At 31.9% G+C, this 22,669-nt stretch carries 24 protein-coding genes and 3 tRNA genes; 18 read left to right on the top strand and 9 right to left on the bottom strand.

Annotation, left to right across the window (positions count from 1 at the left end; genetic code table 11):
- The first annotated feature begins 77 nt into the window (after window positions 1-77).
- From N5D46_RS12030 to N5D46_RS11990, 9 genes are all read left to right on the top strand, one after another.
- Window positions 78-2,099, top strand: a complete 2,022-nt coding sequence (locus N5D46_RS12030; RefSeq protein WP_114999931.1) for a M13 family metallopeptidase — start codon at window positions 78-80, stop codon at window positions 2,097-2,099.
- A 1-nt stretch (window position 2,100) separates the two neighbouring features.
- Window positions 2,101-2,436 (top strand): rhodanese-like domain-containing protein, encoded by a 336-nt coding sequence (locus tag N5D46_RS12025; protein ID WP_244958029.1) that lies wholly within the window; start codon window positions 2,101-2,103, stop codon window positions 2,434-2,436.
- A gap of 185 nt (window positions 2,437-2,621) precedes the next feature.
- Entirely contained in the window at window positions 2,622-3,188 is a 567-nt protein-coding gene (locus N5D46_RS12020) for an RNA polymerase sigma factor (RefSeq protein WP_038333651.1), read from the top strand.
- 1 nt (window position 3,189) lies between these two features.
- The gene (locus tag N5D46_RS12015) at window positions 3,190-3,396 is read left to right on the top strand and encodes a hypothetical protein (protein WP_280050085.1); all 207 of its coding nucleotides are present in this window, start codon (window positions 3,190-3,192) and stop codon (window positions 3,394-3,396) included.
- A 15-nt stretch (window positions 3,397-3,411) separates the two neighbouring features.
- Window positions 3,412-4,230 carry a small-conductance mechanosensitive channel gene (locus N5D46_RS12010; protein ID WP_280050084.1) on the top strand — a complete coding sequence of 273 codons (819 nt, stop codon included), beginning with the start codon at window positions 3,412-3,414 and terminating at the stop codon, window positions 4,228-4,230.
- A 312-nt stretch (window positions 4,231-4,542) separates the two neighbouring features.
- Window positions 4,543-4,812, top strand: a complete 270-nt coding sequence (gene rpsO / locus N5D46_RS12005; protein ID WP_038333654.1) for a 30S ribosomal protein S15 — start codon at window positions 4,543-4,545, stop codon at window positions 4,810-4,812.
- A 140-nt stretch (window positions 4,813-4,952) separates the two neighbouring features.
- Window positions 4,953-7,139 carry a polyribonucleotide nucleotidyltransferase gene (locus N5D46_RS12000; protein WP_280050083.1) on the top strand — a complete coding sequence of 729 codons (2,187 nt, stop codon included), beginning with the start codon at window positions 4,953-4,955 and terminating at the stop codon, window positions 7,137-7,139.
- 251 nt (window positions 7,140-7,390) lie between these two features.
- Window positions 7,391-9,553 carry a S46 family peptidase gene (locus N5D46_RS11995; RefSeq protein ID WP_038333656.1) on the top strand — a complete coding sequence of 721 codons (2,163 nt, stop codon included), beginning with the start codon at window positions 7,391-7,393 and terminating at the stop codon, window positions 9,551-9,553.
- 96 nt (window positions 9,554-9,649) lie between these two features.
- Window positions 9,650-10,381, top strand: coding sequence for an MBL fold metallo-hydrolase (locus N5D46_RS11990; protein ID WP_280050082.1), 732 nt, complete (start codon window positions 9,650-9,652; stop codon window positions 10,379-10,381).
- 242 nt (window positions 10,382-10,623) lie between these two features.
- Here the strand turns inward: N5D46_RS11990 and N5D46_RS11985 are convergent, their stop codons facing one another.
- The 8 genes from N5D46_RS11985 to N5D46_RS11950 all read right to left on the bottom strand — a co-directional run bounded on the left by N5D46_RS11985 (window position 10,624) and on the right by N5D46_RS11950 (window position 16,365).
- On the bottom strand, window positions 10,624-10,851 hold the full coding sequence (locus N5D46_RS11985) for a DUF6814 family protein (RefSeq protein ID WP_125350389.1): 228 nt from the start codon (window positions 10,849-10,851) through the stop codon (window positions 10,624-10,626).
- Window positions 10,852-10,865: 14 nt separating this feature from the next.
- The gene (locus tag N5D46_RS11980) at window positions 10,866-12,398 is read right to left on the bottom strand and encodes an MFS transporter (protein ID WP_180906341.1); all 1,533 of its coding nucleotides are present in this window, start codon (window positions 12,396-12,398) and stop codon (window positions 10,866-10,868) included.
- Window positions 12,399-12,435: 37 nt separating this feature from the next.
- Window positions 12,436-12,582 (bottom strand): hypothetical protein, encoded by a 147-nt coding sequence (locus tag N5D46_RS11975; RefSeq protein ID WP_280050081.1) that lies wholly within the window; start codon window positions 12,580-12,582, stop codon window positions 12,436-12,438.
- A gap of 18 nt (window positions 12,583-12,600) precedes the next feature.
- Complete coding sequence (locus tag N5D46_RS11970) at window positions 12,601-13,668, bottom strand: hypothetical protein (protein ID WP_280050080.1); 1,068 nt, start codon at window positions 13,666-13,668, stop codon at window positions 12,601-12,603.
- 429 nt (window positions 13,669-14,097) lie between these two features.
- Window positions 14,098-14,664, bottom strand: coding sequence for a pentapeptide repeat-containing protein (locus N5D46_RS11965; protein ID WP_114999952.1), 567 nt, complete (start codon window positions 14,662-14,664; stop codon window positions 14,098-14,100).
- A gap of 3 nt (window positions 14,665-14,667) precedes the next feature.
- Entirely contained in the window at window positions 14,668-14,916 is a 249-nt protein-coding gene (locus N5D46_RS11960; RefSeq protein WP_114999954.1) for a hypothetical protein, read from the bottom strand.
- Between the two features lie 2 nt (window positions 14,917-14,918).
- Window positions 14,919-15,293, bottom strand: coding sequence for a VOC family protein (locus N5D46_RS11955; protein ID WP_038333665.1), 375 nt, complete (start codon window positions 15,291-15,293; stop codon window positions 14,919-14,921).
- Window positions 15,294-15,450: 157 nt separating this feature from the next.
- Window positions 15,451-16,365 (bottom strand): N-acetylmuramoyl-L-alanine amidase, encoded by a 915-nt coding sequence (locus N5D46_RS11950; protein ID WP_114999956.1) that lies wholly within the window; start codon window positions 16,363-16,365, stop codon window positions 15,451-15,453.
- Window positions 16,366-16,510: 145 nt separating this feature from the next.
- On the opposite strand from N5D46_RS11950, the gene N5D46_RS11945 reads away from it, so the two are divergent.
- From N5D46_RS11945 to N5D46_RS11935, 3 genes are all read left to right on the top strand, one after another.
- Window positions 16,511-16,594 (top strand) — tRNA-Ser (locus tag N5D46_RS11945).
- A gap of 22 nt (window positions 16,595-16,616) precedes the next feature.
- Window positions 16,617-16,691: transfer RNA gene (locus N5D46_RS11940), tRNA-Pro, on the top strand.
- 27 nt (window positions 16,692-16,718) lie between these two features.
- Window positions 16,719-16,792 (top strand) — tRNA-Arg (locus tag N5D46_RS11935).
- 458 nt (window positions 16,793-17,250) lie between these two features.
- Here the strand turns inward: N5D46_RS11935 and N5D46_RS11930 are convergent.
- A complete protein-coding gene (locus tag N5D46_RS11930) occupies window positions 17,251-17,502 on the bottom strand; it encodes a hypothetical protein (protein ID WP_114999959.1) in 252 nt (83 codons plus the stop codon).
- Between the two features lie 101 nt (window positions 17,503-17,603).
- Between N5D46_RS11930 and N5D46_RS11925 the strand changes: the two genes are divergently transcribed.
- From N5D46_RS11925 to N5D46_RS11900, 6 genes are all read left to right on the top strand, one after another.
- Complete coding sequence (locus tag N5D46_RS11925) at window positions 17,604-18,005, top strand: hypothetical protein (RefSeq protein WP_221855789.1); 402 nt, start codon at window positions 17,604-17,606, stop codon at window positions 18,003-18,005.
- Between the two features lie 64 nt (window positions 18,006-18,069).
- Entirely contained in the window at window positions 18,070-18,804 is a 735-nt protein-coding gene (locus N5D46_RS11920) for a lysophospholipid acyltransferase family protein (protein ID WP_125350403.1), read from the top strand.
- 9 nt (window positions 18,805-18,813) lie between these two features.
- Window positions 18,814-19,815, top strand: coding sequence for an acyl-ACP desaturase (locus N5D46_RS11915; protein ID WP_125350395.1), 1,002 nt, complete (start codon window positions 18,814-18,816; stop codon window positions 19,813-19,815).
- 18 nt (window positions 19,816-19,833) lie between these two features.
- Complete coding sequence (locus tag N5D46_RS11910) at window positions 19,834-20,193, top strand: hypothetical protein (RefSeq protein WP_125350396.1); 360 nt, start codon at window positions 19,834-19,836, stop codon at window positions 20,191-20,193.
- A 104-nt stretch (window positions 20,194-20,297) separates the two neighbouring features.
- Window positions 20,298-21,635: a cytochrome ubiquinol oxidase subunit I gene (locus tag N5D46_RS11905; protein WP_114999963.1), complete on the top strand. Its 1,338-nt coding sequence runs from the start codon at window positions 20,298-20,300 to the stop codon at window positions 21,633-21,635.
- A 2-nt stretch (window positions 21,636-21,637) separates the two neighbouring features.
- Window positions 21,638-22,645, top strand: a complete 1,008-nt coding sequence (locus N5D46_RS11900) for a cytochrome d ubiquinol oxidase subunit II (RefSeq protein ID WP_114999965.1) — start codon at window positions 21,638-21,640, stop codon at window positions 22,643-22,645.
- Window positions 22,646-22,669 lie beyond the last annotated feature (24 nt).

The following is a 22,669-nucleotide window of genomic DNA, read 5'->3' as shown; positions in this document are numbered from 1 at the left end:
TAATACTTTATTTAGTAAATTTGTAACAAACGTCGTATTAATTTCGACATATCATATCAAAAATACTTAGTAGAAATATGAAAAAACAACTATTTGTTGCTGCATTTGCATGTACTTCTATGTTAGCAATGGCACAAGAATCATATCAGGCTTTTAATCCAAATTATATGGATAAGTCGGTTCGTCCACAAGATGATTTATATAATTATGTGAACGGAAATTGGATGAAAATTACAGAAATTCCTTCTGATAGAGCAAGATGGGGAAGTTTTGATGAGTTAAGAGAAAATACGGATAAGGTCACTTTGCAATTAGTGAAAGATCTTATTAAAACGAAACACGCTAAAGGAACAAGTGAGCAAAAAATTGCGGATTTGTATGATGCGTATATGAATGTTGATGCGCGTAACAAAACGGCTTTAGCACCATTACAAAAATATTTTAAGCAGATTGATGCAATCAAAGATATGAAAGGTTTACAAGATTATTTAATCGATGTAGCTGCTATCGGAGAGAATCCTTTTTATGGTGCTTATGTTTATACTGACCTTAAAAATAGTAAACAAAATGCTGTTTATTTAGGAGATATTGACTTGACTTTAGGTAAAACATATTACCAAAAAGAAGATGCTAAAAACACTGAAACTTTAGCTAATTTGAACAAGTTTATCGATCAATTGATGCCTTATACAGGTTCTAAAACACGTGATTTGAAAGGTCCAAAAATTGTGGCTTTCGAAAAAATGATGGCGAAATACATCAAAACTGTTGAAGAAGATCGTGATCCAAATAAATCGTACAATCCTGTAAAATTATCAGAAGTTAAAAATTTAACGAAAAATGTTGATATTGAGCGTTATGTAAAAGCGTTAGGAATTAATCCAGAAACGGTAATTATTGGTGAATTAGATTATTATAAAAATTTAGATAAAATCTTAAATCAAGAGAATTTACCTTTGATTAAGGATTATTTACGTTTTAAATTAATCAATTCTTATGCAAGTTATTCAACATCTGATTTAGATAAAATTAATTTCGAATTTTACGGAAAAACTTTATCTGGTCAAAAAGAGCAACGTCCATTAGAAAAAAGAGGTTTAGCGTTTGTAAATGGCGCAACAGGAGAATTATTAGGACAAATTTATGTGAAAGATAATTTTCCACCAGAGGCAAAAGCAAAAGCTGAAGAATTAATCAGTTATTTATTCAAATCTTTTGACAAACACATCAAAGAATTAGATTGGATGTCTGACGCAACTAAAACGAAAGCGTTAGAAAAATTAAACAAGTTTACTGTAAAAATTGGTTACCCTGATAAATGGAAAGATTATTCTGGATTACAAGTAAAATCTTTGGCAGATGGAGGAAACTTAATTGAAGATGTAATGGCAATTAGCAAATGGCGTCAAGCAGAAAACTTGAAAGATTTTGGAAAACCAGTTGACAAAACTCGTTGGGGAATGTCGCCACAAACTGTAAATGCATATTTTAATCCAACTAATAACGAAATTGTTTTCCCAGCAGCAATTTTACAACCACCTTTCTATGATTATAGAGCGGATGCAGCTGTAAACTTTGGTGGAATTGGAGCAGTTATCGGTCACGAAATTTCTCACGGATTCGATGATTCGGGAGCTAAATTTGACGGTGATGGTAACTTAGTAAACTGGTGGACACCACAAGACGAAGAGAAATTTGCAAAAGCTACTAAAGCTTTGGCTACGCAATATGATGGTTATGAACCAGTAGCAGGAACACACGTTAATGGTACATTTACATCTGGGGAAAATATTGGAGATTTAGGAGGAGCTTCTGTTGCTTTTGATGCATTACAAATGTATTTGAAAGATAAAGGAACTTACGGAAATATAGATGGATATACTCCGCAACAACGTTTCTTCTTATCTTGGGCAACTATTTGGAGAACAAAAGCGACTGACGAAGCGTTAGTAAATCAAGTGAAAACAGATCCACATTCGCCTGGATATTACCGTTCTTTTGGACCAATCGTTAATATTGATGCGTTCCACGATGCGTTTAAAACAAAACCAGGAGATAAATTGTACAAAGCACCAAAAGACCGTATTAGAATTTGGTAAGATGCTTGGCAAAATTATTGATTGGATAAAAAATAGAAATAGAATTATTAAAATGACAACAGTTGAAGCAATAAACAATGCTAATGTAACATTAGTAGATGTTCGCGAGCCTTTTGAATTGGATACAGATGGATTTGTTCCAAATGCGATCAATATTCCATTAGGAGAAGTTCCTACGAGAGTAGAGGAGTTTAAAGAAATGTCAAGACCTATTGTGGTTTTTTGTAGAAGTGGTAACCGTTCTGGTCAAGCTGCACAATATTTACAAGCACAAGGTGTAGACGAAATTTTTAATGGAGGAGGTTTTCAGGATGTCTTAGATGTTTTGGAGAAATAATTCGTAACAATTATTATTTTATAAAAAAACCGATAAATTTTTATTTGTCGGTTTTTTTTATATATTATTGTATTTTAGATAGATATTCGTTTAAGTTAAAGCTATTTTAAAATAAATATAAAAAAATCAAAAAAAACAAGTGACCAAATAGGAATAGGTGTGTCATATAAATGTAAGCAGTTGAAATGTCAAAAGATTCTATAGAAAATATTGCAGATGACATTTTGGTGTATAAGATTGTCGAGACAAAAAATCAACATTTGTTCGGTATATTGTATGATAGGTATGCGCATACGGTATATAATAAATGTTTGAGCTTTGTAGAAGATCAAGCAGAGGCGCAGGATATGACGCATGATATATTTGTAAAGTTGTTTGTAAAACTGAAAACATATCAATCAAAATCTAAATTCTCTACTTGGTTATATTCTTTTACATATAATTTTTGTGTCAATCATGTGCAACGAAAGATAAAAGAAGAAAGAAAAAATTATTCGGTGACGGATGATTTGGTTGATAACTATAATGACGAAATTATTGATGACAAAGAAATTTTTGAATTAAAAATCGAAAAACTAACGCAGTCCCTAAAGGAGTTGGATGTAGAAGAGAAATCTATATTACTTATGAAATATCAAGATGAATTTTCAATCAAAGAAATTTCAGAAACTTTAGAGATTGGTGAAAGTGCAACTAAGATGAGATTGAATCGAGCAAAAAATCGTTTACTAAAAATTTATAACGCTTTGTAAAATGGAAAATCCTTTTAAGACTATGCTAGCCAATGAAAAGCTTCCAGAAACAATAAAGCAAAAAGTTATGGATGATGTTGCTTTAATAAAATTATCGTTGGAAGTAGCCGATTTGGTTTCAGTAAAATATCCAAGCACAATTGGAAATTTCTTCGGAATCGGAAAAAAATCAACTAACAAACCGAACAAAAAAGATAAAGAAGGTTAACTATAAATAGATTATATGAATATAGGTTTAAATTTTAGCTTGTTAGAAAGTTTATATCAAGAAATGGTACTCGTTTTTCCTAAAGTTGTAGGAGGTATTATATTCATTATCCTGTCATATATCTTGCTAAGATTGATTCTAATATTGACTAAGTACATATTAAAATTATCTAAGATAGATAAATTAAAAAATGCTTTAAACAACAGTGAAGCGTTGAAAAACTCCTCTATTGAAATAGATCCTTCTAAGATTATTTTACAATTTGTACGATTGTTTATTATTTTGTTAATCATTATTATAGGATCTGATATTTTTGGATTAACAGTCGTTTCTAACCAAATAGGAAGAATTGTAGATTATCTGCCACAATTTTTTAGTGCAGTGTTAATATTTGCTGGAGGATTTTATTTGGCTAACTATATCAAAACTTTTTTAAGAAGTTTAATTAAATCAATTGATTTAAACGGAGCAAATATTATTAGTAATATTATTTTTTATATCATCCTTATTTTTACGATAATTACTTCATTAAATCAAGCAGGTGTTAATACAGAGCTAATTACAAATAATCTGTCATTAATTTTAGGATCAATATTTTTGACATTGGCAATTGCATTTGGATTAGGTTCTAAAGATATTATTTATAGATTATTATTGTCGTTTTATACCAATAGAAATTTTGAAATTGGACAAAAAGTAATCATAGAAGATGAGACAAAAGGCGTGATAATTGCAATTAATAATATATGTATGACAATACAAACAGAAAATGAAAAAATTGTGTATCCGATAAAAGTTATCACGAATAAAAAAATACGAATTATAGAAGATTAATCTTACCTACCCAAACCTATTTTTAATAATTATTAACCAACCTATTAATTACTTATTAAAAAACTAAGCCGACTTTTAACCTACCAACCAAAAATCGTGAAAGCAAGTCTTTTACAACTAACAAACTTATCCGATTTAGTAGAAAATTAAAATATCACTTTCTATTATCTATCTAAATCAAACTAAACCAAATTTTTAAAAAGTGACCGAATTAACCAATCGGTCACTTTTATTTTTGTACAAAGTTTATTATTTCATATAATAGTTGTACATTTGCACCTCATTACATAATAATTATTAAATAATATTGGCATGTACTTAACATCAGAAGTAAAAAGCGAATTATTCGCAAAGCATGGTAAATCTGCAACAGATACAGGATCTGCAGAAGGGCAAATCGCATTATTCACTTACAGAATTAACCACTTAACTGGTCACTTGAAAAAAAATCACAAAGATTTTAATACAGAAAGATCATTAGTTATGTTAGTTGGTAAGCGTAAAGCGTTATTAAACTACTTAAAGAAAAAAGATATCACAAGATACCGTGCGATTATCGCTGAATTAGGATTACGTAAGTAATTTTAAACACAATGTAAAAGGGCAATTACGTAGAAATTGCCTTTTTTTTTGTTATAAATTAAAATAAGATATATATCTTTATATAATGCGGTTAAAGCAAACGGCTTTAACTTTAGACGAATTAAATACTAAGAAGACGAATGATTCCACAGGCGATCACAGAAAAAATTACTCTTTCAGACGGAAGAGAAATTACAATCGAAACAGGGAAATTAGCAAAACAAGCTGACGGATCTGTGGTTGTACGCATGGGCGACACCATGTTATTAGCTACAGTTGTAGCAAACAAAGAAGCAAATCCAGGTGTAGATTTTTTACCTTTAACAGTAGATTATAGAGAAAAATTTTACGCTGCAGGACGCATCCCAGGGAATTTCTTCAGAAGAGAAGCAAAACCATCAGACGATGAAGTATTAACAATGCGTCTTGTAGACCGTGTTTTACGTCCAATGTTTCCAGAAGACTTCCATGCTGAGGTTCAGGTCATGATCTCACTTATTTCTTACGACAAAAATGTAATGCCAGAAGCTTTAGCTGGTTTAGCTGCATCAGCAGCCATTGCAATTACAGATATTCCTTTCACATTAATTTCAGAAGCTCGCGTTATTCGTTTGAATGGTGAGTTAATGATTAATCCTTCAAAAGAGCAATTAGATCAAGCTGATATCGACATTATGGTTGGTGCTTCTAAAGATTCTGTTGTTATGGTAGAAGGGGAGATGAGCGAAATTTCTGAGCGTGAAATGTTAGACGCAATTGAATTTGCTCACGCTGAAATTAAAAAACAAATTGAAGCACAAGAAAGTTTAGCAGCGAAAGTAGGTAAATCTTTACCAAAACGTGAATATAGCCACGAAACACACGATGAAGAAATTCGCGAAAAAGTGTGGGCTTATGGATATGATAAATTTTATGATATCGCTAAACATCCATCTGATAAACACGAAAGAGGTGATAAATTTGCTCAAGTTGAAGCAGATTTCTTAGCTCAATACGAAGGAGATGAGGAAGAGTTAGCTCGTGTAACTCCTTTTGCTCACATTTACTTCCACGATGTACAAAAAGAAGCTGTACGTCAATTAATCTTAAACGAAGGAATTCGTTTAGATGGTCGTGATCCAAAAACGATTCGTCCAATTTGGACAGAAGTTGATTATTTACCATCAACTCACGGTTCTGCAATTTTCACACGTGGGGAAACTCAAGCATTAGCTACAGTAACTTTAGGTTCTTCTAAAGATGCTAATATGGTTGATGGAGTAGTAACAAACTTCGACGAAAAATTCTTTTTACACTATAATTTCCCACCATTCTCAACAGGTGAAGCTCGTCCATTAAGAGGAACTTCTCGTCGTGAAGTTGGTCACGGAAACTTAGCACAACGTGCTTTAGCGCAAATGTTACCTGACGATTGTCCTTATACAGTTCGTATTGTTTCTGAAGTATTAGAATCTAACGGTTCTTCTTCTATGGCAACAGTTTGTGCAGGAACATTAGCAATTATGGACTCTGGTTTACAAATGAAGAAACCAGTTTCAGGTATTGCAATGGGGTTAATCACAGATACTAAATCAGGGAAATTTACAGTATTGTCTGATATCTTAGGAGATGAAGATCACTTAGGAGATATGGACTTTAAAGTAACAGGAACTGCAGACGGTATCACAGCTTGTCAAATGGATATTAAAGTACAAGGTTTATCTATGGAAATCATGGAAACAGCTTTGTTACAAGCAAAAGAAGGTCGTGAGCACATTTTAGGTAAATTATTAGAAACTTTACCAGCACCTCGTCCACAATTGAAACCAAATGCACCAAAAGTTGTTGTAATTGAAATTCCTAAAGAATTCATTGGAGCAGTAATCGGACCTGGAGGAAAAGTAATTCAAGAAATGCAAAAAGAAACTGAAACAGTTATTGCAATTACTGAGTTAGATACAACAGGACGTGTAGAAATCAATGGTGTGATTCAAGAAAACATCGATCGTGTTGTAGAAAGAATCAAACAAATTGCTTTCGTTCCAGAAGTTGGTGAAACATATCATTCAGTTGTAAAATCTATCAAACCATTTGGAGCGTTTGTAGAGATTGCAAAAGGAGTTGAAGGTTTAGTTCACATTTCTGAATTAGAGCACAGACGTCTTGAAAAAGTTGAAGATTCTGTAAACATCGGTGATAAAATTGATGTTAAATTCTTAGGTTACGATGATAAAAAGAAAATGAAATTATCTCGTAAAGCTTTATTGCCAAAACCAGAGAGAACAGAAAAACCTGCTAAACCAGCAGAGAAAAAAGAGGATAAACCTCAAGATAATAAAGAAGCTTAATTAAGTTTTGATATAATGTAAAAAGTCCGAGATTTTCTCGGATTTTTTTGTTCTATAAAACCAATCATAACCTAAAGTAGATTAATGATTTTAATTTTTACTTTCACGATTCAAATTTTGTGTTAATTAAATAAAAATAATCTTTTTTTAACAATAAAACCTCAGTAAAACTTTATTAAATACTTAAAGATTAGGAGAACTTCAGATAATCAATTATTTTAGCAAATCGTAAAATTGAAGACAAACAACTAATGAAAAAATTTTTATTATCCACGCTTTTAGTGGTTATGCTTTTTCCTTTTAAAGTGAAAGCTGACGAAGGAATGTGGTTTTTGATGTTCATCGAACGTCTGAATCACCGTGATATGCAAAAACAAGGTTTACAATTAACTTCAGAAGAAATTTATAGTATCAACAATAACTCTTTAAAAGATGCTATTGTACAATTTGGTGGTGGATGTACTGCTGAAATGGTTTCTGGACAAGGTTTAGTTTTGACAAATCACCACTGTGGTTATGGTGCTATTGCTGAATTATCTGCTCCAGAACATGATTACTTAAAAGATGGTTTTTGGGCAAAAGACAAAGCTGCTGAGTTAAAACCAAAAAGCTTGAAAGTACGTTTCTTCGTTCGCATGGATGATGTTTCTAAACGTATTTTAGGTGTTGTAAATGATAAAATGTCTGAGTTAGATCGTGAAAAAGCGATTAACCAAGAGATTGCAAAAATCGAAAAAGAAAACAGCGAAAACGGAAAATATGTTGTTTCTGTTCGTTCATTCTTCCAAGGAAATGAATATTACTATTTTGTTTACCAAGACTATGAAGATGTACGTTTAGTAGGAACACCTCCAAGTTCTATTGGAAAATATGGTGGAGATACAGATAACTGGGAATGGCCACGTCACACAGGAGATTTCTCTATGTTCCGTGTATATGGTGACAAAGATGGAAATCCTGCAGCTTATTCTACAAGCAATGTTCCGTTACAACCAAAACATCATTTACCAGTTTCTCTAAAAGGATATCAACCAAATGATTTCGCTATGATTTTAGGTTACCCAGGTCGTACAAATCGTTGGATGCCAGCGCAAGGTGTTGCTCAAAATGTAGAGTACGCTTATCCTGCTTGGGTTGAAGCTTCTAAAGTGACAATGGATCAAATGAAAAAATATATGGAGCAAAATCAAAAAGTAAATATTGATTATGCTTCTAAATATGCTGGAGTTGCGAACTATTGGAAAAATCGTGATGGAATGATCGAAGCTTTAAAACTTCACGGAACTGTTGCGAAGAAAACAAAAGAAGAAGAAAAATTCAATAAATGGGCTCAAAAAGGAGCAAACAAAGCCGAATATGGTGATGTTGTTTCGAATTTGAATAATTATTATGCGAAAACAAATTTAGATGCTCGTCATAACAATTACATCAACATTTTATTGCGTTACTCAACTTTAGCAAGTGCGCCATATTCTATTGGAAAAGCATTAGAAAACTATGCAGCAGCGAATGATGCAAAACGTGATGAAATGCGTCCGAAAATTCAGAATGCAATCAATGCATATTACGAAAAAATGTATTTACCTTTAGAAAAAGATTTATTGGCTGCTCAATTAAATCTTTATGCTTCTAAAGCGAGCGAAGCTGGTTTAGCGCCTTATGTTGCTGATTTAGCGAAGCAAAATAACAAGAACTTTACAGCTTATGTAAATGATGCTGTTGAAAGAAGTTTCTTCGCTGATCAAAAACAAGTTGAGAATTTCTTAATTTCTCCAGATGTAGAAGTCTTGAAAAAAGATCCTTTATATGTTTTGTCAAATGCGTTGGTAGAAAGAGCTTCTAAGCAAACAGATGAACAAGCAAAATTGAATGATGTTTATTCTAAAAACTTCCGTTTATTGGTAAAAGGTTTACGTGAGTCTAAAATTGGAAATATCTTATATCCAGACGCAAATTCTACGTTACGTTTAACTTACGGTTCTATTCAAAATTTACCAAAAAGTACAAATCCAAAACGTCAACCAGATGTTGCTTCTAACTATTTCACAACATTAGAAGGTACAGTTGCAAAACACATTGCAGGTGACGAAGAATTCGAAAATCCACAACGTTTATTAGATTTAGCGAAAGCAAAAGATTATGGACAATATGGAGATAAAGATGGATATTTACATGTAAACTTCTTATCAAATAACGACATTACAGGAGGTAACTCTGGTTCTCCGGTAATGAATGGTAAAGGTGAATTAATCGGTATTGCATTTGACGGAAACATTGAAGCAATGGCTGGTGATGTAATCTTTGATCCTAAATTACAACGTACGATTTCTGTAGATATTCGTTATGTTTTATGGGTTGTTGATAAATTTGCTGGAGCAAAACACATCGTTGATGAAATGACAATTGTAAAATAAGATTTGAATCATAATAATTTTTAAGGCTTCCTATTTTGGAAGCCTTTTTTTGTAGAGAGAATCTAAACGAATTACCTTTGTAAAAAATAAAAGTAAATGAAAGTTATTCCTCTTTTAGAAGGTGTTTTTCATGTTGATGCAAAAAAAGAGTTTCATTATTTAGGTGATAATATTGATGTTAAAAATCCCGCTGACGGATATAATCTTATTGTTCGTCCATTTTTGATACAAATTGGAGATGAAAATATTTTGATTGATTGTGGTTTCGGAACTGAAGTAGATTGTGAACCTATCATTCTAAAAAAATTACGCGAATATAATATTAATCCAAATCAAATTACGAAAGTATTGATTTCGCATTTACATAAAGATCATATCAACGGAATTGGAAATTGGGTAGGGGATCAGTTTGTATGTAACTTTCCTGAAGCAAAAATTTATATTCAACAACGCGAGTATGATTATGCGGTTGTTCAAACAAATAATTCTTATAACTATGATCGTTTAGAAAAGTTGAAATCATTCAAAAATATTGTATGGATGAATGATGATAGTGGAAATATAACGGATAATATCAAATTCGAAGTAACAGGAGGACACGTTCCGTTTCAACAAGTTTTTTGGATCAAAGAAAATGATGAAATTGTATTTTATGGAGCTGATAATCTACCTCAATTAAATTATCTAAAATATCATGCCGCTTTCAAGAATGATGCAGATGGTGTAAAAGCGATGGAAGATCGTGTACGTTGGGAAAAAGAAGCGAAAGAAGAACATTGGAAAATTCTTTTTTATCACGGAAAAAGAACAGATATAAAACAATTTTAGAAATTATATTATAAATAAAAAGCCTCGCATTTGCAAAGCCTTTTGTATTTGAATTATATTTCAGTTTAACTTCGAGTACCTTTGTTGATTTTAAAATTAATTGACATAAACTATGCTAAAACTCTTAAAAAGATATTAACGTTTTATGATTTGTTTTTTATGGATTTAATAAAAAGGTTTATTGAAAATACATTTATATAAAAAAATCCTCAACATGTGTTGAGGATTTCGTGTATAGTTTTTTACATTTTTTCTTCACTGTATTCACCAAGTAACGCATAATAGCCAAAGAGTGCCATTCCAATAACAATAATTGGTGTAAGGACAAATAGAATAATAATTCCGAATACTAAATCATCTTGAGAGCCTGATGATAATTTAGGAATTCCAAATTCCATGATACAAAAGTAGGCTAAAACAAGTGATAATGCGATCCAAACGATTCCTAATATTTTTTTAATTGTTTCCATTTCTAATTAGTTTTTTAGTTAACATTTCTGTCTTTATTACTGATATAAATTGCTCCGATGATAAAACAAACAGCCGCAATTCCAATAGGATACCAAAGACCCTCTAAGTAAAACTGTGGATCTCCGTTGTTTTTGGCATTTGTTACCAAATAAGTAGAAACAGCAGGTAAAAGACCTCCAAAAATTCCGTTTCCTACGTGGTAAGGCAAAGACATCGATGTATATCTAATTTTAACAGGGAACATTTCTACTAAGAACGCAGCAATTGGACCATAAACCATTGTGATAAAAATAATTTGAATCCAAATTAATCCAACTAATTTCCATTTATCACCACTATTAATATGTGTCGATTTTTTTACAATTTCACTTACTTTTCCATCTACAATTTTTGCTTGACCATTTTCTAAATGAAGCGTTGTAACTTGTTTATAAGTCGTGCCATCTGTAAATGATTTTTGAATTGTATAAATAGAATCAGATTTTTCGTCAACATTTTTGATTTCAGCTTTTTCAATTGTTTGTGCTGCAATTACTTCTTTATTTTCAAGATTTGTTGTTTGATACATTGATTCGTAAATTGGTCGATACGAGAATACAGCGACAATCATTCCGATTAACATCACCCATTTTCGACCAACTTTATCACTCAGCCATCCAAAGAACACAAAGAAAGGTGTACCAAATAATAAAGCAATTCCTAACAAAGAATCTACTTGATCAGATTCTACATTCATCACCGTTTTCATGTAACTCATCGAGTAAAACTGACCTGTATACCACACAACTCCTTGTCCCATCACAGCTCCAAAAAGTGCTAATAAAACGAATTTCATATTGTAACGATTCCCGAAAGATTCTTTCAAAGGATTTTTAGAAGTTGTTCCTTCATCTTTTGCTTTTTTGAAAGCTGGCGATTCGTCCATATTTTTACGAATCAAATATGAAACGTAAACCATTAAGATTGATAAGATAAATGGAACTCGCCATCCCCAAAGGTCAAACTGCTCTTCTGATAATAATGTTTTCGTTAATAAAATAACCAATAACGAAACAAATAAACCAACTGTTGCAGTGGTTTGTATCCAAGAAGTCCAATATCCTCTTTCTCCGTCTGGTGCGTGTTCTGCTACGTATGTTGCAGCACCTCCATATTCGCCTCCAAGTGCTAAACCTTGTAATAAACGTAAGATTAATACTAATAAAGGTGCGATAAAACCAATTGATTCGTAAGATGGAATACATCCTATTAAAAAAGTTGCTCCTCCCATTAATACTAAAGTTGCCATAAATGTATATTTACGACCAATAATATCTCCTAATCGACCAAAGAATAACGCGCCAAATGGACGTACAACAAATCCAGCAGCAAATGTTGCTAATGTTGATAAAAAGGCAGCTGTAGGATTGTCAGCAGGGAAAAATTTAGTAGAAATTACAACAGCTAAACTTCCAAAAATAAAGAAGTCATACCATTCAATTAGCGTTCCCATCGAGGAAGCACCAATCACTTTCCAGATTGTTTTTTTGTTAGCAGTTTCGCTCATAAATAATGTGTTTTTGTGTTAATTCTTGTGTGTTTTTTTATAATAATATCATTGCTTGTATTGTTATCATGTCGTCCATGTGTTTTGGTTGATCGAAAGATTTTTGATATTCTACAGAAATTTTAGCATTCTGACCATCAATGTACCAGTTTCCACCTAATTTTAATTCGTTTGCAGGTTTCACTAAACCTTTGAAATCTCTTTAAGAATACCCTACATACGGCTGAATTCTATTGCGGAATTTCCCTTCGCCTTCTTTGAGGTTTTTAGGTAGTAAATACCCAACATGTCCAGAAAATTGGTTTCCATCTCCTACAACATTACCTTGTACATAATTTTCGCCCATGTCCGAATTTTGATATTTCGCATAAGCTGTCATCGAAGATGATTTTCCAATTGGAGCATCGTAGAACGCATCAATAGCAAGATGAGTTACATTTTCTCCAATCAAATTATCATTTTCTTTTTTGACAATCGCATTGCTTTGATTAAAAAATCCTGCTCCGATATTGAATACTTTTTTAGTTCCTAAATAGGTTCCAACGCGATAAGGTAAAGCATTCGATTCTTGATCTAAGAATTGATAATCAAAATAACCTGAAACTGCATATTTACCTTCTCCAAGTATCGCTTTTCCCAAATATTTTTCTTGTCCGTTTTGTAAAACTGTCGAAGAGTTTCCGTCCAAAGTATTCGTAATAGCATCACTTAATGCTAAACGATAATTTAGTTTTCCAATTCGCCCTTTAGCAAACATTCCCAAATGATTTGAAAATTGATCAGACAAACCAAGTGTTGACCAGTCAGCTCTGTTATTATCTAAGGTCAACATATTGATAGAACCTTGACCATTTCCACGAGAAATTCCACCAAAATTGTGAACTCCAGCACCAATTGCTAAATTGTTTGTTACCTTATATTGTAAAAACATTTCATGCAAGAAAAACGATACATCTGTACTTTTTCCCATCGGAGAAAGATTATTATCATAGATTCCATTTGCACCAAAATGTGTTAAAATCATAAATCGATCATTGATTTGTGAATAAGCAAGAACGCGCGCTCGTTTGATAGAAAATCCATCATTGGCGTGTTTTCCTTCGTAATCCTGAAACCAAGTTTGTCCCCAAAGAATAAATCGGACATATTTACTTCCTTCTGGATTTAATTTAACGACCAAACCGCCGTCATATTCAGAAGCATATTGAGCCTTCAATTCCGTGGCTCCAAAAATGGATAGTAGAGCAATTGCGACAAAAATTTTTTTCATTTTTTAATAAATGGTGTTAGCTGTACATTATTTGTGATTTTGTATTGACTTAATTAATAGACTTAAGTTTATCTAAAATAATGTATTGAATAATAATAATGCTTTTTTTGATAAAGAATTTCTTTTTTATTTTATTAGTGTAAATAATACGCTAATATTTTTTTTAATTTCTTAAAAAAATGTCAAGAAAAGTTTTAAGTTGATAATCTGAGTTGGATTTATTTCAGAAAATTTATCAAAAAAAGATGCAATAATAATCTTATTATTTATTAAATCAAGAAATAATTATTGACTAATTGATAAAATATAGAAGTAATTTATTCTAAAATGTTATGATTTAGTAAAATATAATCTGAAATTATTTATTCTGATTAGAATAGTATAAGTAGAAAGCATAAAAAAGGTTTCGATTTTATTCGAAACCTTTTTTTAATTTATTGTAATTCTAAGATAATCTAATAATCCAACACAATTTTCTTTGGAAAACTGCGCGCCTTTCAATTGATTATCATTCGGATTTATCGTGAAATTATAAGCCGTTTTGAAGTAGGCTTGCTTTAAATTGGTCTGATAGAAAATGGTGTGAGCCAAATTACAATTCATAAAATAAGCTTGACTAAGATCTGCGAAAGAAAATTCTACATTTTGTAAAGAACAATTGCTAAACTTTGTCTTTTTTAGCGGTAATTCATAAAAAGATGAGTCGTTTAACGTACAATTTTCAAATGAAATGCTTAACCCAAATTTGTTCGAATTTTCGAGATTAAAACCTATCATTTTACAATTCATAAACTCAACTTGCTGAAAGCTTGTGTTTTCTAAAGTTACATTACTCAAATTACATTCGATAAATTGACATTGAATAAATTTGATATTGCTTAAATCTAATCCATTCAAATCACAATTTATAAACTCGCAATTCTCGTATTCACCAGCTATATTTTGATTTTCTGAGAAATTAATTTGTTCAAATTTTTCTTCGAAATGATAATCCATAAGCTATTTTTTTACGATCAAGTTTCTTAAGGCTAACCAGAAAATCATCACAATCATGTTAATGTAAATAGTAACTTTTAGTTGATCGATTTGCGAACAAAGATTTTTTCCTGTTACAGTAGAAATACAAGTGTCAACTCCGTCGGTTTCATATTTTATACTAACCATAGTGTTAATAATCATGTAAAAAACAATTGGAATAATAAGAATAATTATCGCTAAAATAATGTTGTAATATCGTTTTGAGATCATAATTAATCTTCGAATGTAACTTCTATTTCTTGTCCAAATTGTAAGATATAACCATTGTTGTCGTAGATCGCAAACTCGCGCATATCCCATTCAAAGGTCTCAATTTCATATACAACTTCGCAATCATCTTTTACTTGATTCCACAACTCGTCTACATTGTCTACAACAAAATAAAAAGAGCCTGTGAAATTTGCTCGTTCAAAATCTGCTCCTTCATTTGGATAAGCCAACATAATTTCTACATCGTCTTTTTGCAAGCAAGCCCAAATCCAATCTTCATTTTGATCAGCAATCTTAAATCCTAATTTTTTATAGAATTTTGTTGTTTTTTGTAAATCTTTCGTCCAAATAATTGGGCGCAAACTTTTAAAAGCCATGTTATATTATTTTGGATAAAATTACTTCAATTTTTCTTAACTCTCAATTCCATTTTAAATGATAATTATGCTATTTATTCATATTATTTTACCGAAAGTTTATTCCATAAAAAAACTCCTAACACGTAGGAGTTTCGTACTATAAATCAATTTTGATTTACGGATTATATTTTTTGTTTAATGCTTTCAAGATTGCCCAAGTTTCAGCATCTACAACTCCATCGTATTTTTCTGGACGGAAATGCATCTGAAATGCCACAATTGCATTTTTTGTTTGCGCGTCTATCATTCCATTTGTAGGAACGTTGTACCCATATTTCTTAAGATCAGTTTGCACTTGTGTGATAAAAACGGAACTTGTTGTATCCCAAGGATATTGTTGCATAAATACATACTTGTCTGTATCATCGTACCAAGCACCAACACCGTAATCTGTATATAATTTTTTCCAAGGGAAAAGTGGACCCGGATCTGGTTTTCTTCCTGGCGCAACATCAGAATGCCCAATTACATTAAAAGGAGAAATATTATAACGTTTTACAATATCTTGTGTCAATTCACCTACTTTTTTGATTTGATAATCTGGATAAGGCGTGTAATTTGGATAAGCATCCGTTCCTTTGTTTCCAAGATTAACGATTTCGATACCAATAGAAGAAAAGTTTATATTATCCAATCCTTTCCAACTACTAACACCTGCATGCCATGCACGTTTTGTTTCGTCAACTAAAAGATTAATTGTTTTGTCATCATAATCATTTACCAAATAATGTGCACTTACATCTTTCTGAGTCAATACTTTTAACGATAACTCTGTGTTGATTGCTGTGTAGTGTAACACTAAAAATCGTACACGTTCATCTTGCGAAATAGATGGATAATAATCTGTTGTCACCTTGTACTTGTCGAGTTTTGCAGCTCGAGTCATTTCCGGTTGATCTGTTTTTGAATTGATAATGACTGTGTCACGAATTACTTTTGTAATTGTTTTTGGTGGAACTGTTTTAGTTGCACAACTAGCCAAAATAAAAAAACAAGAAATTGCCGAAAATACTAATCCTTTAAAATTCATTCTTTTAGTTCTAAATAGTCTTTTGAATAGCCAAAATTAAGCCAAATAATTTAATTTTTTTTCTAAAAAGACTTGTTTTGCAATAAAAGTCAATATATATTTGCAACCGCTTTATGAGACTAATCAGTCTTATTTTTAAAAGTTAGGAGAGGTGCCAGAGCGGTAATGGAGCAGATTGCTAATCTGTCATCGGGAAACCGATGCCAGGGTTCGAGTCCCTGTCTCTCCGCATTTTTTTTGAATGACCGAATCGGGGTGTAGCGTAGCCCGGTCATCGCGCCTGCTTTGGGAGCAGGAGGTCGCAGGTTCGAATCCTGCCACCCCGACGAATTTTAGTAATAGAATTTTGGATTGGTCCAGTAGCTCAGCTGGATAGAGCAACTGCCTTCTAAGCAGTAGGTCTCAGGTTCGAATCCTGACTGGATCACAATCTAAAGAAAACCCATACTGATTATCAGTGTGGGTTTTTTGTTTATTACTGCTTCAATACAATCAAATTTTAAGCAAAATTGTAAATCACTATTTTCGGTGAGATGCTTTCTGTAAAGTTTACTTATTTTTATTCAAATAAATTGTATGAATCAGCCTACCAAAATCAACATATCAAGAGTATTTTTAGGATTGACAATATTCTTCTTTCTATGCTTTATTGTTATGTATAATATTGATGGAACTGAAATAGCAAGAAATCAAAATTTTATGTTCGATTTTATAGCTATTACAGGGTTTGGGTCTTTTATTTTATGTCCACTTTTTTCAGTAATATCCATTATTTTTAACTATAAAAATAGGATATTATATCTTGTATTACTTTTAAGTTTTATTCCTTTTTTTGGAATTTTAAAACTATTTGAAAGTGCTAATTTCGGAGGAAGTTTTTAGAACTTATACTAAATTTTCTCTCCCTTTTTCACTTAACTGCTTAAAGTTAATTGCAGGAATAGTTGGATTCAATTCAGATTTGAAATTGGTAACACTTGGCGTTTCAAAAAAATCTAATTCGTATAAACCATCTTCCACGAATTGACAATCATCAGTTAAAATATAGATTTTAGGAAAACTTGGTTTTCGTTCTATTTTTACTTTTTTGATGTTATTTTGATCCGTAAAAACTTCTCCTTTCTTTGTGTTCGCCATTGTTTCTTATTTAGAGAACAAATTTCTTAATAAAATTGAATATTTAAAAAATCAATCCGTAATATTCAAAATATTTCTACCTTCGTTACAAATAAAACCACGTGAAATATACAATTCAAGCAATACTTTTGTTTTTTGTTTTAGGATTAACAAGTTGTTTACCAACCAAAACAGTTTCCGAAACTAAAGTTGTGACTTCAGAAATTAGCGATTTGTCGGGTAAATGGAATATAAATGATGGAGGAGATTACATTATTTTTGAAGATGCAACGAAAAAAATGGTAATGAAAACGGTTTGCGGAATTATTACGGCTGATTATACCAAAATAGATCAAGCTATAATTTTTAATCATTTAAAACAAGTGAATTCTGATTGCGAAATTCCTCAAAATTTGATTCAAAATTTGCAAAAAACTGCATATTTTAAAGTAAAATCATCAAATCAAATTACTTTTTATGATGAAGCTCATCAAGAAAAGTTAACTTTGAAATTAATAAAGTAAATCGCCTAGAAAAATATATTATGCTTAGCATAATTTTTTATTAAATTTGTCTAAATTTCTAATGTTGAAGAAAATTTTAAGTTATCCGTTATCTATAATCTTTTATATTTTTTATGGATTAACGTTGTTGGTAATGCATGTTGTGCAATGGTTGTGCTACAATTTGGGAGGTTATGCTGCTCATCACAAAAGTGTAAAAGTGATGAATGGTCTTTTGGTTTTTTGGACAAGAATTTTAGGTACAACGTATACCTATAAAGGAAGAGAAAATTTGAAACAAAATGTACCATTGATTTTTGTGAGTAATCACCAAAGTATGTATGATATTTCTCCGTTGGAATATGATTTGGCTGATTATCATCCTAAGTTTATTTCGAAAATAGAATTGGGAAAAGGAATTCCCAGTGTATCGTACAATTTAACGCATGGAGGTTCTGCATTAATCGATCGTAAGAACGGAAAACAAGCAATAGAGGAAATAAAAAAATTAGCGCAATACATTCAGAAAAATAATTATTCAGCTATTATTTTTCCAGAAGGTACAAGAAGCAAAAATGGAGTACCAAAGGCTTTCAAAGAAAATGGATTGAAAGTTTTGACGAAATATGCTAAAGACGCTTATGTTGTTCCCGTTACGCTAAATAATACGTGGGAAATAGAAAAGTGGGGTAAATTCCCGATGTATTTGGGCGCGAAAGTAACGATACAATACCATAAACCCTTAAAAGTGAGTGACTATAAGTTTGATGAAATATTCGAGCTTACCGAAAAAACTGTAAAAAGTAGTATAACCGCATAAAATAATTATATGTCAATAAATAATGTTCGCCTGGAAGTAATGCAATTTCTTGAGAAAGATATTGATGCTTATATGGACAAATTCTTAGTTCCAGCCGATAAAATTTGGCAACCAACAGATTTTTTACCGAATTCTCAAACAGATTCTTTTTTTGACGAAATCAAAGAATTACAAGAGCTTTCGAAAGATTTGCCAGATGATTTCTGGATTACATTGATTGGTGATACCATTACCGAGGAAGCTTTGCCAACCTACGAATCTTGGTTGATGCAAATGGACGGTGTGGTAGATGAAGAAGGAAATTACCTAGAAAATGGTTGGGCAAAATGGATTCGCCATTGGACAGGAGAGGAAAATCGTCACGGTGATGTTTTGAATAAATTTTTGTATTTATCAGGACGTATCAATATGCGCGAGGTTGAAGTAACAACGCAACATTTGATAAATGACGGTTTCGACATTGGAACAGCACACGATCCTTACAAAAACTTTGTTTACACAAGTTTTCAAGAATTAGCAACTTATGTATCGCACAATAATGTATCAGCAATTGCAAAAAAATACGGAGCGAAAAAATTATCGCGTATGTGTAAAATTATTGCAGGAGATGAAATGCGTCACCATTTAGCTTACACAGAGTTCGTTCGTCGTATCTTCGAAGCTGATCCTTCTGAAATGATGTTAGCTGTTCAACATATGTTCAAACTTAAAATTGTAATGCCAGCGCATTTCTTAAGAGCTTCTGGTGAAGAAAGAGGAACTTTGTTTGATGCGTTTTCAGATGCAGCGCAACGCATTGGTGTGTACACAGCGTTTGATTACATCGATATTATGCGAAAATTAATTGAAGCTTGGCAATTAGATAAAATCTCTGGATTGAATGCTGAGGCTGAAAAAGCAAGAGATTATATCATGAAATTCCCAGATAGAATGGATAGAATTTCGCAACGTATTGTAATTCCTGAAGTAGGACCACAATTCAAGTGGTTAGTTCCTGCGACAGCTAAATAGAAAATCAATTTTATTAAGATGTATATCAAGATTGTTTTACTTTTTCTATTTATAATTTCATGTTCAAATATTGATAGGTTAAATTATCCATCTAATATTAATGAAATTAAAGAAGTTATATTAGAAAGACCTGATAGTAATTCAAATGGAAAATTTTCAGAAATTAAACAATTAAATGACAATCAGATAAAACAACTTTTAGTTATTTTAAATAAAGCTAAACAAATAGATTCTAAAAATTTTGATGAAGATTTTCAAATTATTTTTTCAACAGAGTCTGGAACTAAAAGAATTATGGTAAGGGGTAATAAAATTAAAAATTTTGATAGTAATAAAGTTTATCAAATACCGAATGTAGATTATTTGAATAATTTTTGAAAATCACATATAATCAAAATCATATAAAAAGAGGCAATTCAAAATCGAATTGCCTCTTTTTATTTAGTAACTTTAACCAACAAACAAATTATAAACAACTACTTATGGACGATTTTATTGCTGCCAGAAGTCAAATGGCGATGTCGCTTGCCTTTCACATTGTTTTTTCGTGTGTTGGAATGGTGATGCCGTTTATGATGGCAATCGCTCACTACAAATACCTCAAAACTAAAAACGAAATTTACAAAGGGTTAACCAAAGCTTGGAGTAAGGGAGTTGCAATTTTATTTGCTACGGGAGCAGTTTCTGGTACAATGCTTTCGTTTGAGTTAGGATTATTGTTTCCTAAATTTATGGAACACGCTGGACCAATTTTCGGAATGCCATTTTCGTTAGAAGGAACAGCTTTTTTTATTGAAGCCATTGCTTTAGGTTTTTTCCTTTATGGTTGGGACAAATTCAATAAATGGTTTCATTGGATTTGTGGTGTAATTGTAGGGATTAGTGGTTTAGCTTCAGGGATTTTGGTTGTTGCTGCAAATGCTTGGATGAATTCTCCGTCAGGTTTCGATTTTATAAATGGCGAATATTTAAACATAGATCCTGTAAAAGCTATGTTCAACGATGCGTGGTTTTCACAAGCGTTGCACATGACAATTGCAGCTTTTTGTGCGACTGGATTTGCGGTTGCGGGTTTACATGCTTATCTTATTTTGAAAGGTAAGAATGTAAATTTTCATCGCGAAGCATTCAAAATTAGTTCTGTTTTAGCGATTACAGCAGCAATGTTAGCACCTTTGAGTGGTGATATTTCGGCGAAAGATGTAGCAAAACGTCAACCGATTAAATTGGCTGCGATGGAAGCGCATTTCAAAACAGAAGAAAGTGCTTCATTTGTTTTGGGTGGAATAGTGGACGAATCAAAAGAAGAGATTAAATATGCGATAAAAGTTCCGGGTGTATTGAGTTTCTTGGTTCATTCAGATTTCAAAACACCTGTAAAAGGTCTAGAAGAATTTCCGAAAGATGAATGGCCGCCTGTGGCAGTTGTACATTATGCTTTTCAGATTATGATAACATTCGGAATGTTGATGATGGGAATAGCTGTTATTTATTTGATTGCGCAATTTTTTAAGAAAGATTGGCGAACAAAACGCTGGTTTTATAAATTGTTTATGATTGCGACACCTTTCGGATACATCGCTTTAGAAGCAGGTTGGACGGTAACAGAAGTCGGTCGTCAACCGTGGATTATTTACGGAATTATGCGAACGGTAGATTCCATCACGCCAATGCCAGGAATACAATATTCGTTTTACATTTTCACGTTTGTATTCATTACATTGTCCATTATTTTAGTGTTCTTAATGAATCGACAAATACAAATGGTTGCGAAGCTTTACGATCCAGAAGATCCAAATTATAAACCAGAAAAACATTAAGTATGATTTACGTAGTAATAGCATTTTTGTGGGTTGCCATCTGTTTATATTTAATTTTAGGTGGAGCAGATTTCGGTGCTGGAATTGTCGAATTATTCTCTGAAAAGAGTTACAAAAAACGTACGCAGAAGATTATGTACAATTCGATTGGACCTATTTGGGAGGCAAATCACATGTGGTTAATCATTGTCATTGTTATTTTATTTGTTGGTTTTCCTAAGATGTATGCAGAAATCTCAAATTATTTGCACATCCCGTTAGTAATCATGTTATTGGGAATTATTGCAAGAGGAACATCGTTTACTTTCAGAAATTATGATGCAATCAATGATAAATGGCACAATCTGTACGATGTCATTTTTACCTATTCAAGTGTTGTGACGCCTTTGTTTTTGGGAATAATTGCAGGATCTATCGTTTCAGGAAGTATTGATGATAATGCATTTTCGTTTCAAGATGCATATATATTTTCGTGGCTAAGTTGGTTTAATTTTTCAGTTGGAATTTTTACTGTTGTGATTTGTGCTTTCTTGGCTTCGGTTTATTCAATTCAAACTGTTAAAAACGAAGAAGATAAAGTGATTTTAAGAAAACGTGCGAAGCTTTATACAGCTTTAATTTTTGTTGCTGGTGCATTGGTATTTGCAGTTTCACTTTGGAAAAACATTCCATTATTTAGTTGGATAACATCAGAAATTTACGGTTATATCGCAATTGCAATTGCTTCAATTTCGATTGTATTATTACTTTCAGCCTTAAATAAAGCGAAGGATTCTTTGTTGAAAGTTTATGCAGGAATAATTGTGATGATGATTTTGTTTGCAGCATCATATTCGCATTTTCCGAATTTGGTATTATTCAAAGATGGTTCAACATTATCTTTATTGACAGATTATGGCGCAATGAGTACAATAAATATGTTAGCTTGGGCATTATTACTCGGCTCGATATTTATTTTACCATTTCTATTTTACTTAATTTATTCATTTAATCAGAAGCAAAAAATATAAATACTCGTTCCAAATTTGATTACA

It is taken from the genome of Empedobacter sp. GD03865 (genome assembly GCF_029840775.1).
GTDB lineage: Bacteria > Bacteroidota > Bacteroidia > Flavobacteriales > Weeksellaceae > Empedobacter > Empedobacter falsenii_B.
Note: the sequence above shows the minus strand (reverse complement) of the source record. Positions and strands in the feature narration are given on the sequence as shown.

Bases quoted from the DNA above. Each gene is read 5' to 3' on its own strand.
- N5D46_RS12030 (WP_114999931.1), top strand. From the start codon at position 78: ATGAAAAAACAACTATTTGTTGCTGCATTTGCATGTACTTCTATGTTA.
- N5D46_RS12025 (WP_244958029.1), top strand. From the start codon at position 2,101: ATGCTTGGCAAAATTATTGATTGGATAAAAAATAGAAATAGAATTATT.
- N5D46_RS12020 (WP_038333651.1), top strand. From the start codon at position 2,622: ATGTCAAAAGATTCTATAGAAAATATTGCAGATGACATTTTGGTGTAT.
- N5D46_RS12015 (WP_280050085.1), top strand. From the start codon at position 3,190: ATGGAAAATCCTTTTAAGACTATGCTAGCCAATGAAAAGCTTCCAGAA.
- N5D46_RS12010 (WP_280050084.1), top strand. From the start codon at position 3,412: ATGAATATAGGTTTAAATTTTAGCTTGTTAGAAAGTTTATATCAAGAA.
- rpsO (WP_038333654.1), top strand. From the start codon at position 4,543: ATGTACTTAACATCAGAAGTAAAAAGCGAATTATTCGCAAAGCATGGT.
- N5D46_RS12000 (WP_280050083.1), top strand. From the start codon at position 4,953: ATGATTCCACAGGCGATCACAGAAAAAATTACTCTTTCAGACGGAAGA.
- N5D46_RS11995 (WP_038333656.1), top strand. From the start codon at position 7,391: ATGAAAAAATTTTTATTATCCACGCTTTTAGTGGTTATGCTTTTTCCT.
- N5D46_RS11990 (WP_280050082.1), top strand. From the start codon at position 9,650: ATGAAAGTTATTCCTCTTTTAGAAGGTGTTTTTCATGTTGATGCAAAA.
- N5D46_RS11985 (WP_125350389.1), bottom strand. From the start codon at position 10,851: ATGGAAACAATTAAAAAAATATTAGGAATCGTTTGGATCGCATTATCA.
- N5D46_RS11980 (WP_180906341.1), bottom strand. From the start codon at position 12,398: ATGAGCGAAACTGCTAACAAAAAAACAATCTGGAAAGTGATTGGTGCT.
- N5D46_RS11970 (WP_280050080.1), bottom strand. From the start codon at position 13,668: ATGAAAAAAATTTTTGTCGCAATTGCTCTACTATCCATTTTTGGAGCC.
- N5D46_RS11965 (WP_114999952.1), bottom strand. From the start codon at position 14,664: ATGGATTATCATTTCGAAGAAAAATTTGAACAAATTAATTTCTCAGAA.
- N5D46_RS11960 (WP_114999954.1), bottom strand. From the start codon at position 14,916: ATGATCTCAAAACGATATTACAACATTATTTTAGCGATAATTATTCTT.
- N5D46_RS11955 (WP_038333665.1), bottom strand. From the start codon at position 15,293: ATGGCTTTTAAAAGTTTGCGCCCAATTATTTGGACGAAAGATTTACAA.
- N5D46_RS11950 (WP_114999956.1), bottom strand. From the start codon at position 16,365: ATGAATTTTAAAGGATTAGTATTTTCGGCAATTTCTTGTTTTTTTATT.
- N5D46_RS11930 (WP_114999959.1), bottom strand. From the start codon at position 17,502: ATGGCGAACACAAAGAAAGGAGAAGTTTTTACGGATCAAAATAACATC.
- N5D46_RS11915 (WP_125350395.1), top strand. From the start codon at position 18,814: ATGTCAATAAATAATGTTCGCCTGGAAGTAATGCAATTTCTTGAGAAA.
- N5D46_RS11910 (WP_125350396.1), top strand. From the start codon at position 19,834: ATGTATATCAAGATTGTTTTACTTTTTCTATTTATAATTTCATGTTCA.
- N5D46_RS11905 (WP_114999963.1), top strand. From the start codon at position 20,298: ATGGACGATTTTATTGCTGCCAGAAGTCAAATGGCGATGTCGCTTGCC.
- N5D46_RS11900 (WP_114999965.1), top strand. From the start codon at position 21,638: ATGATTTACGTAGTAATAGCATTTTTGTGGGTTGCCATCTGTTTATAT.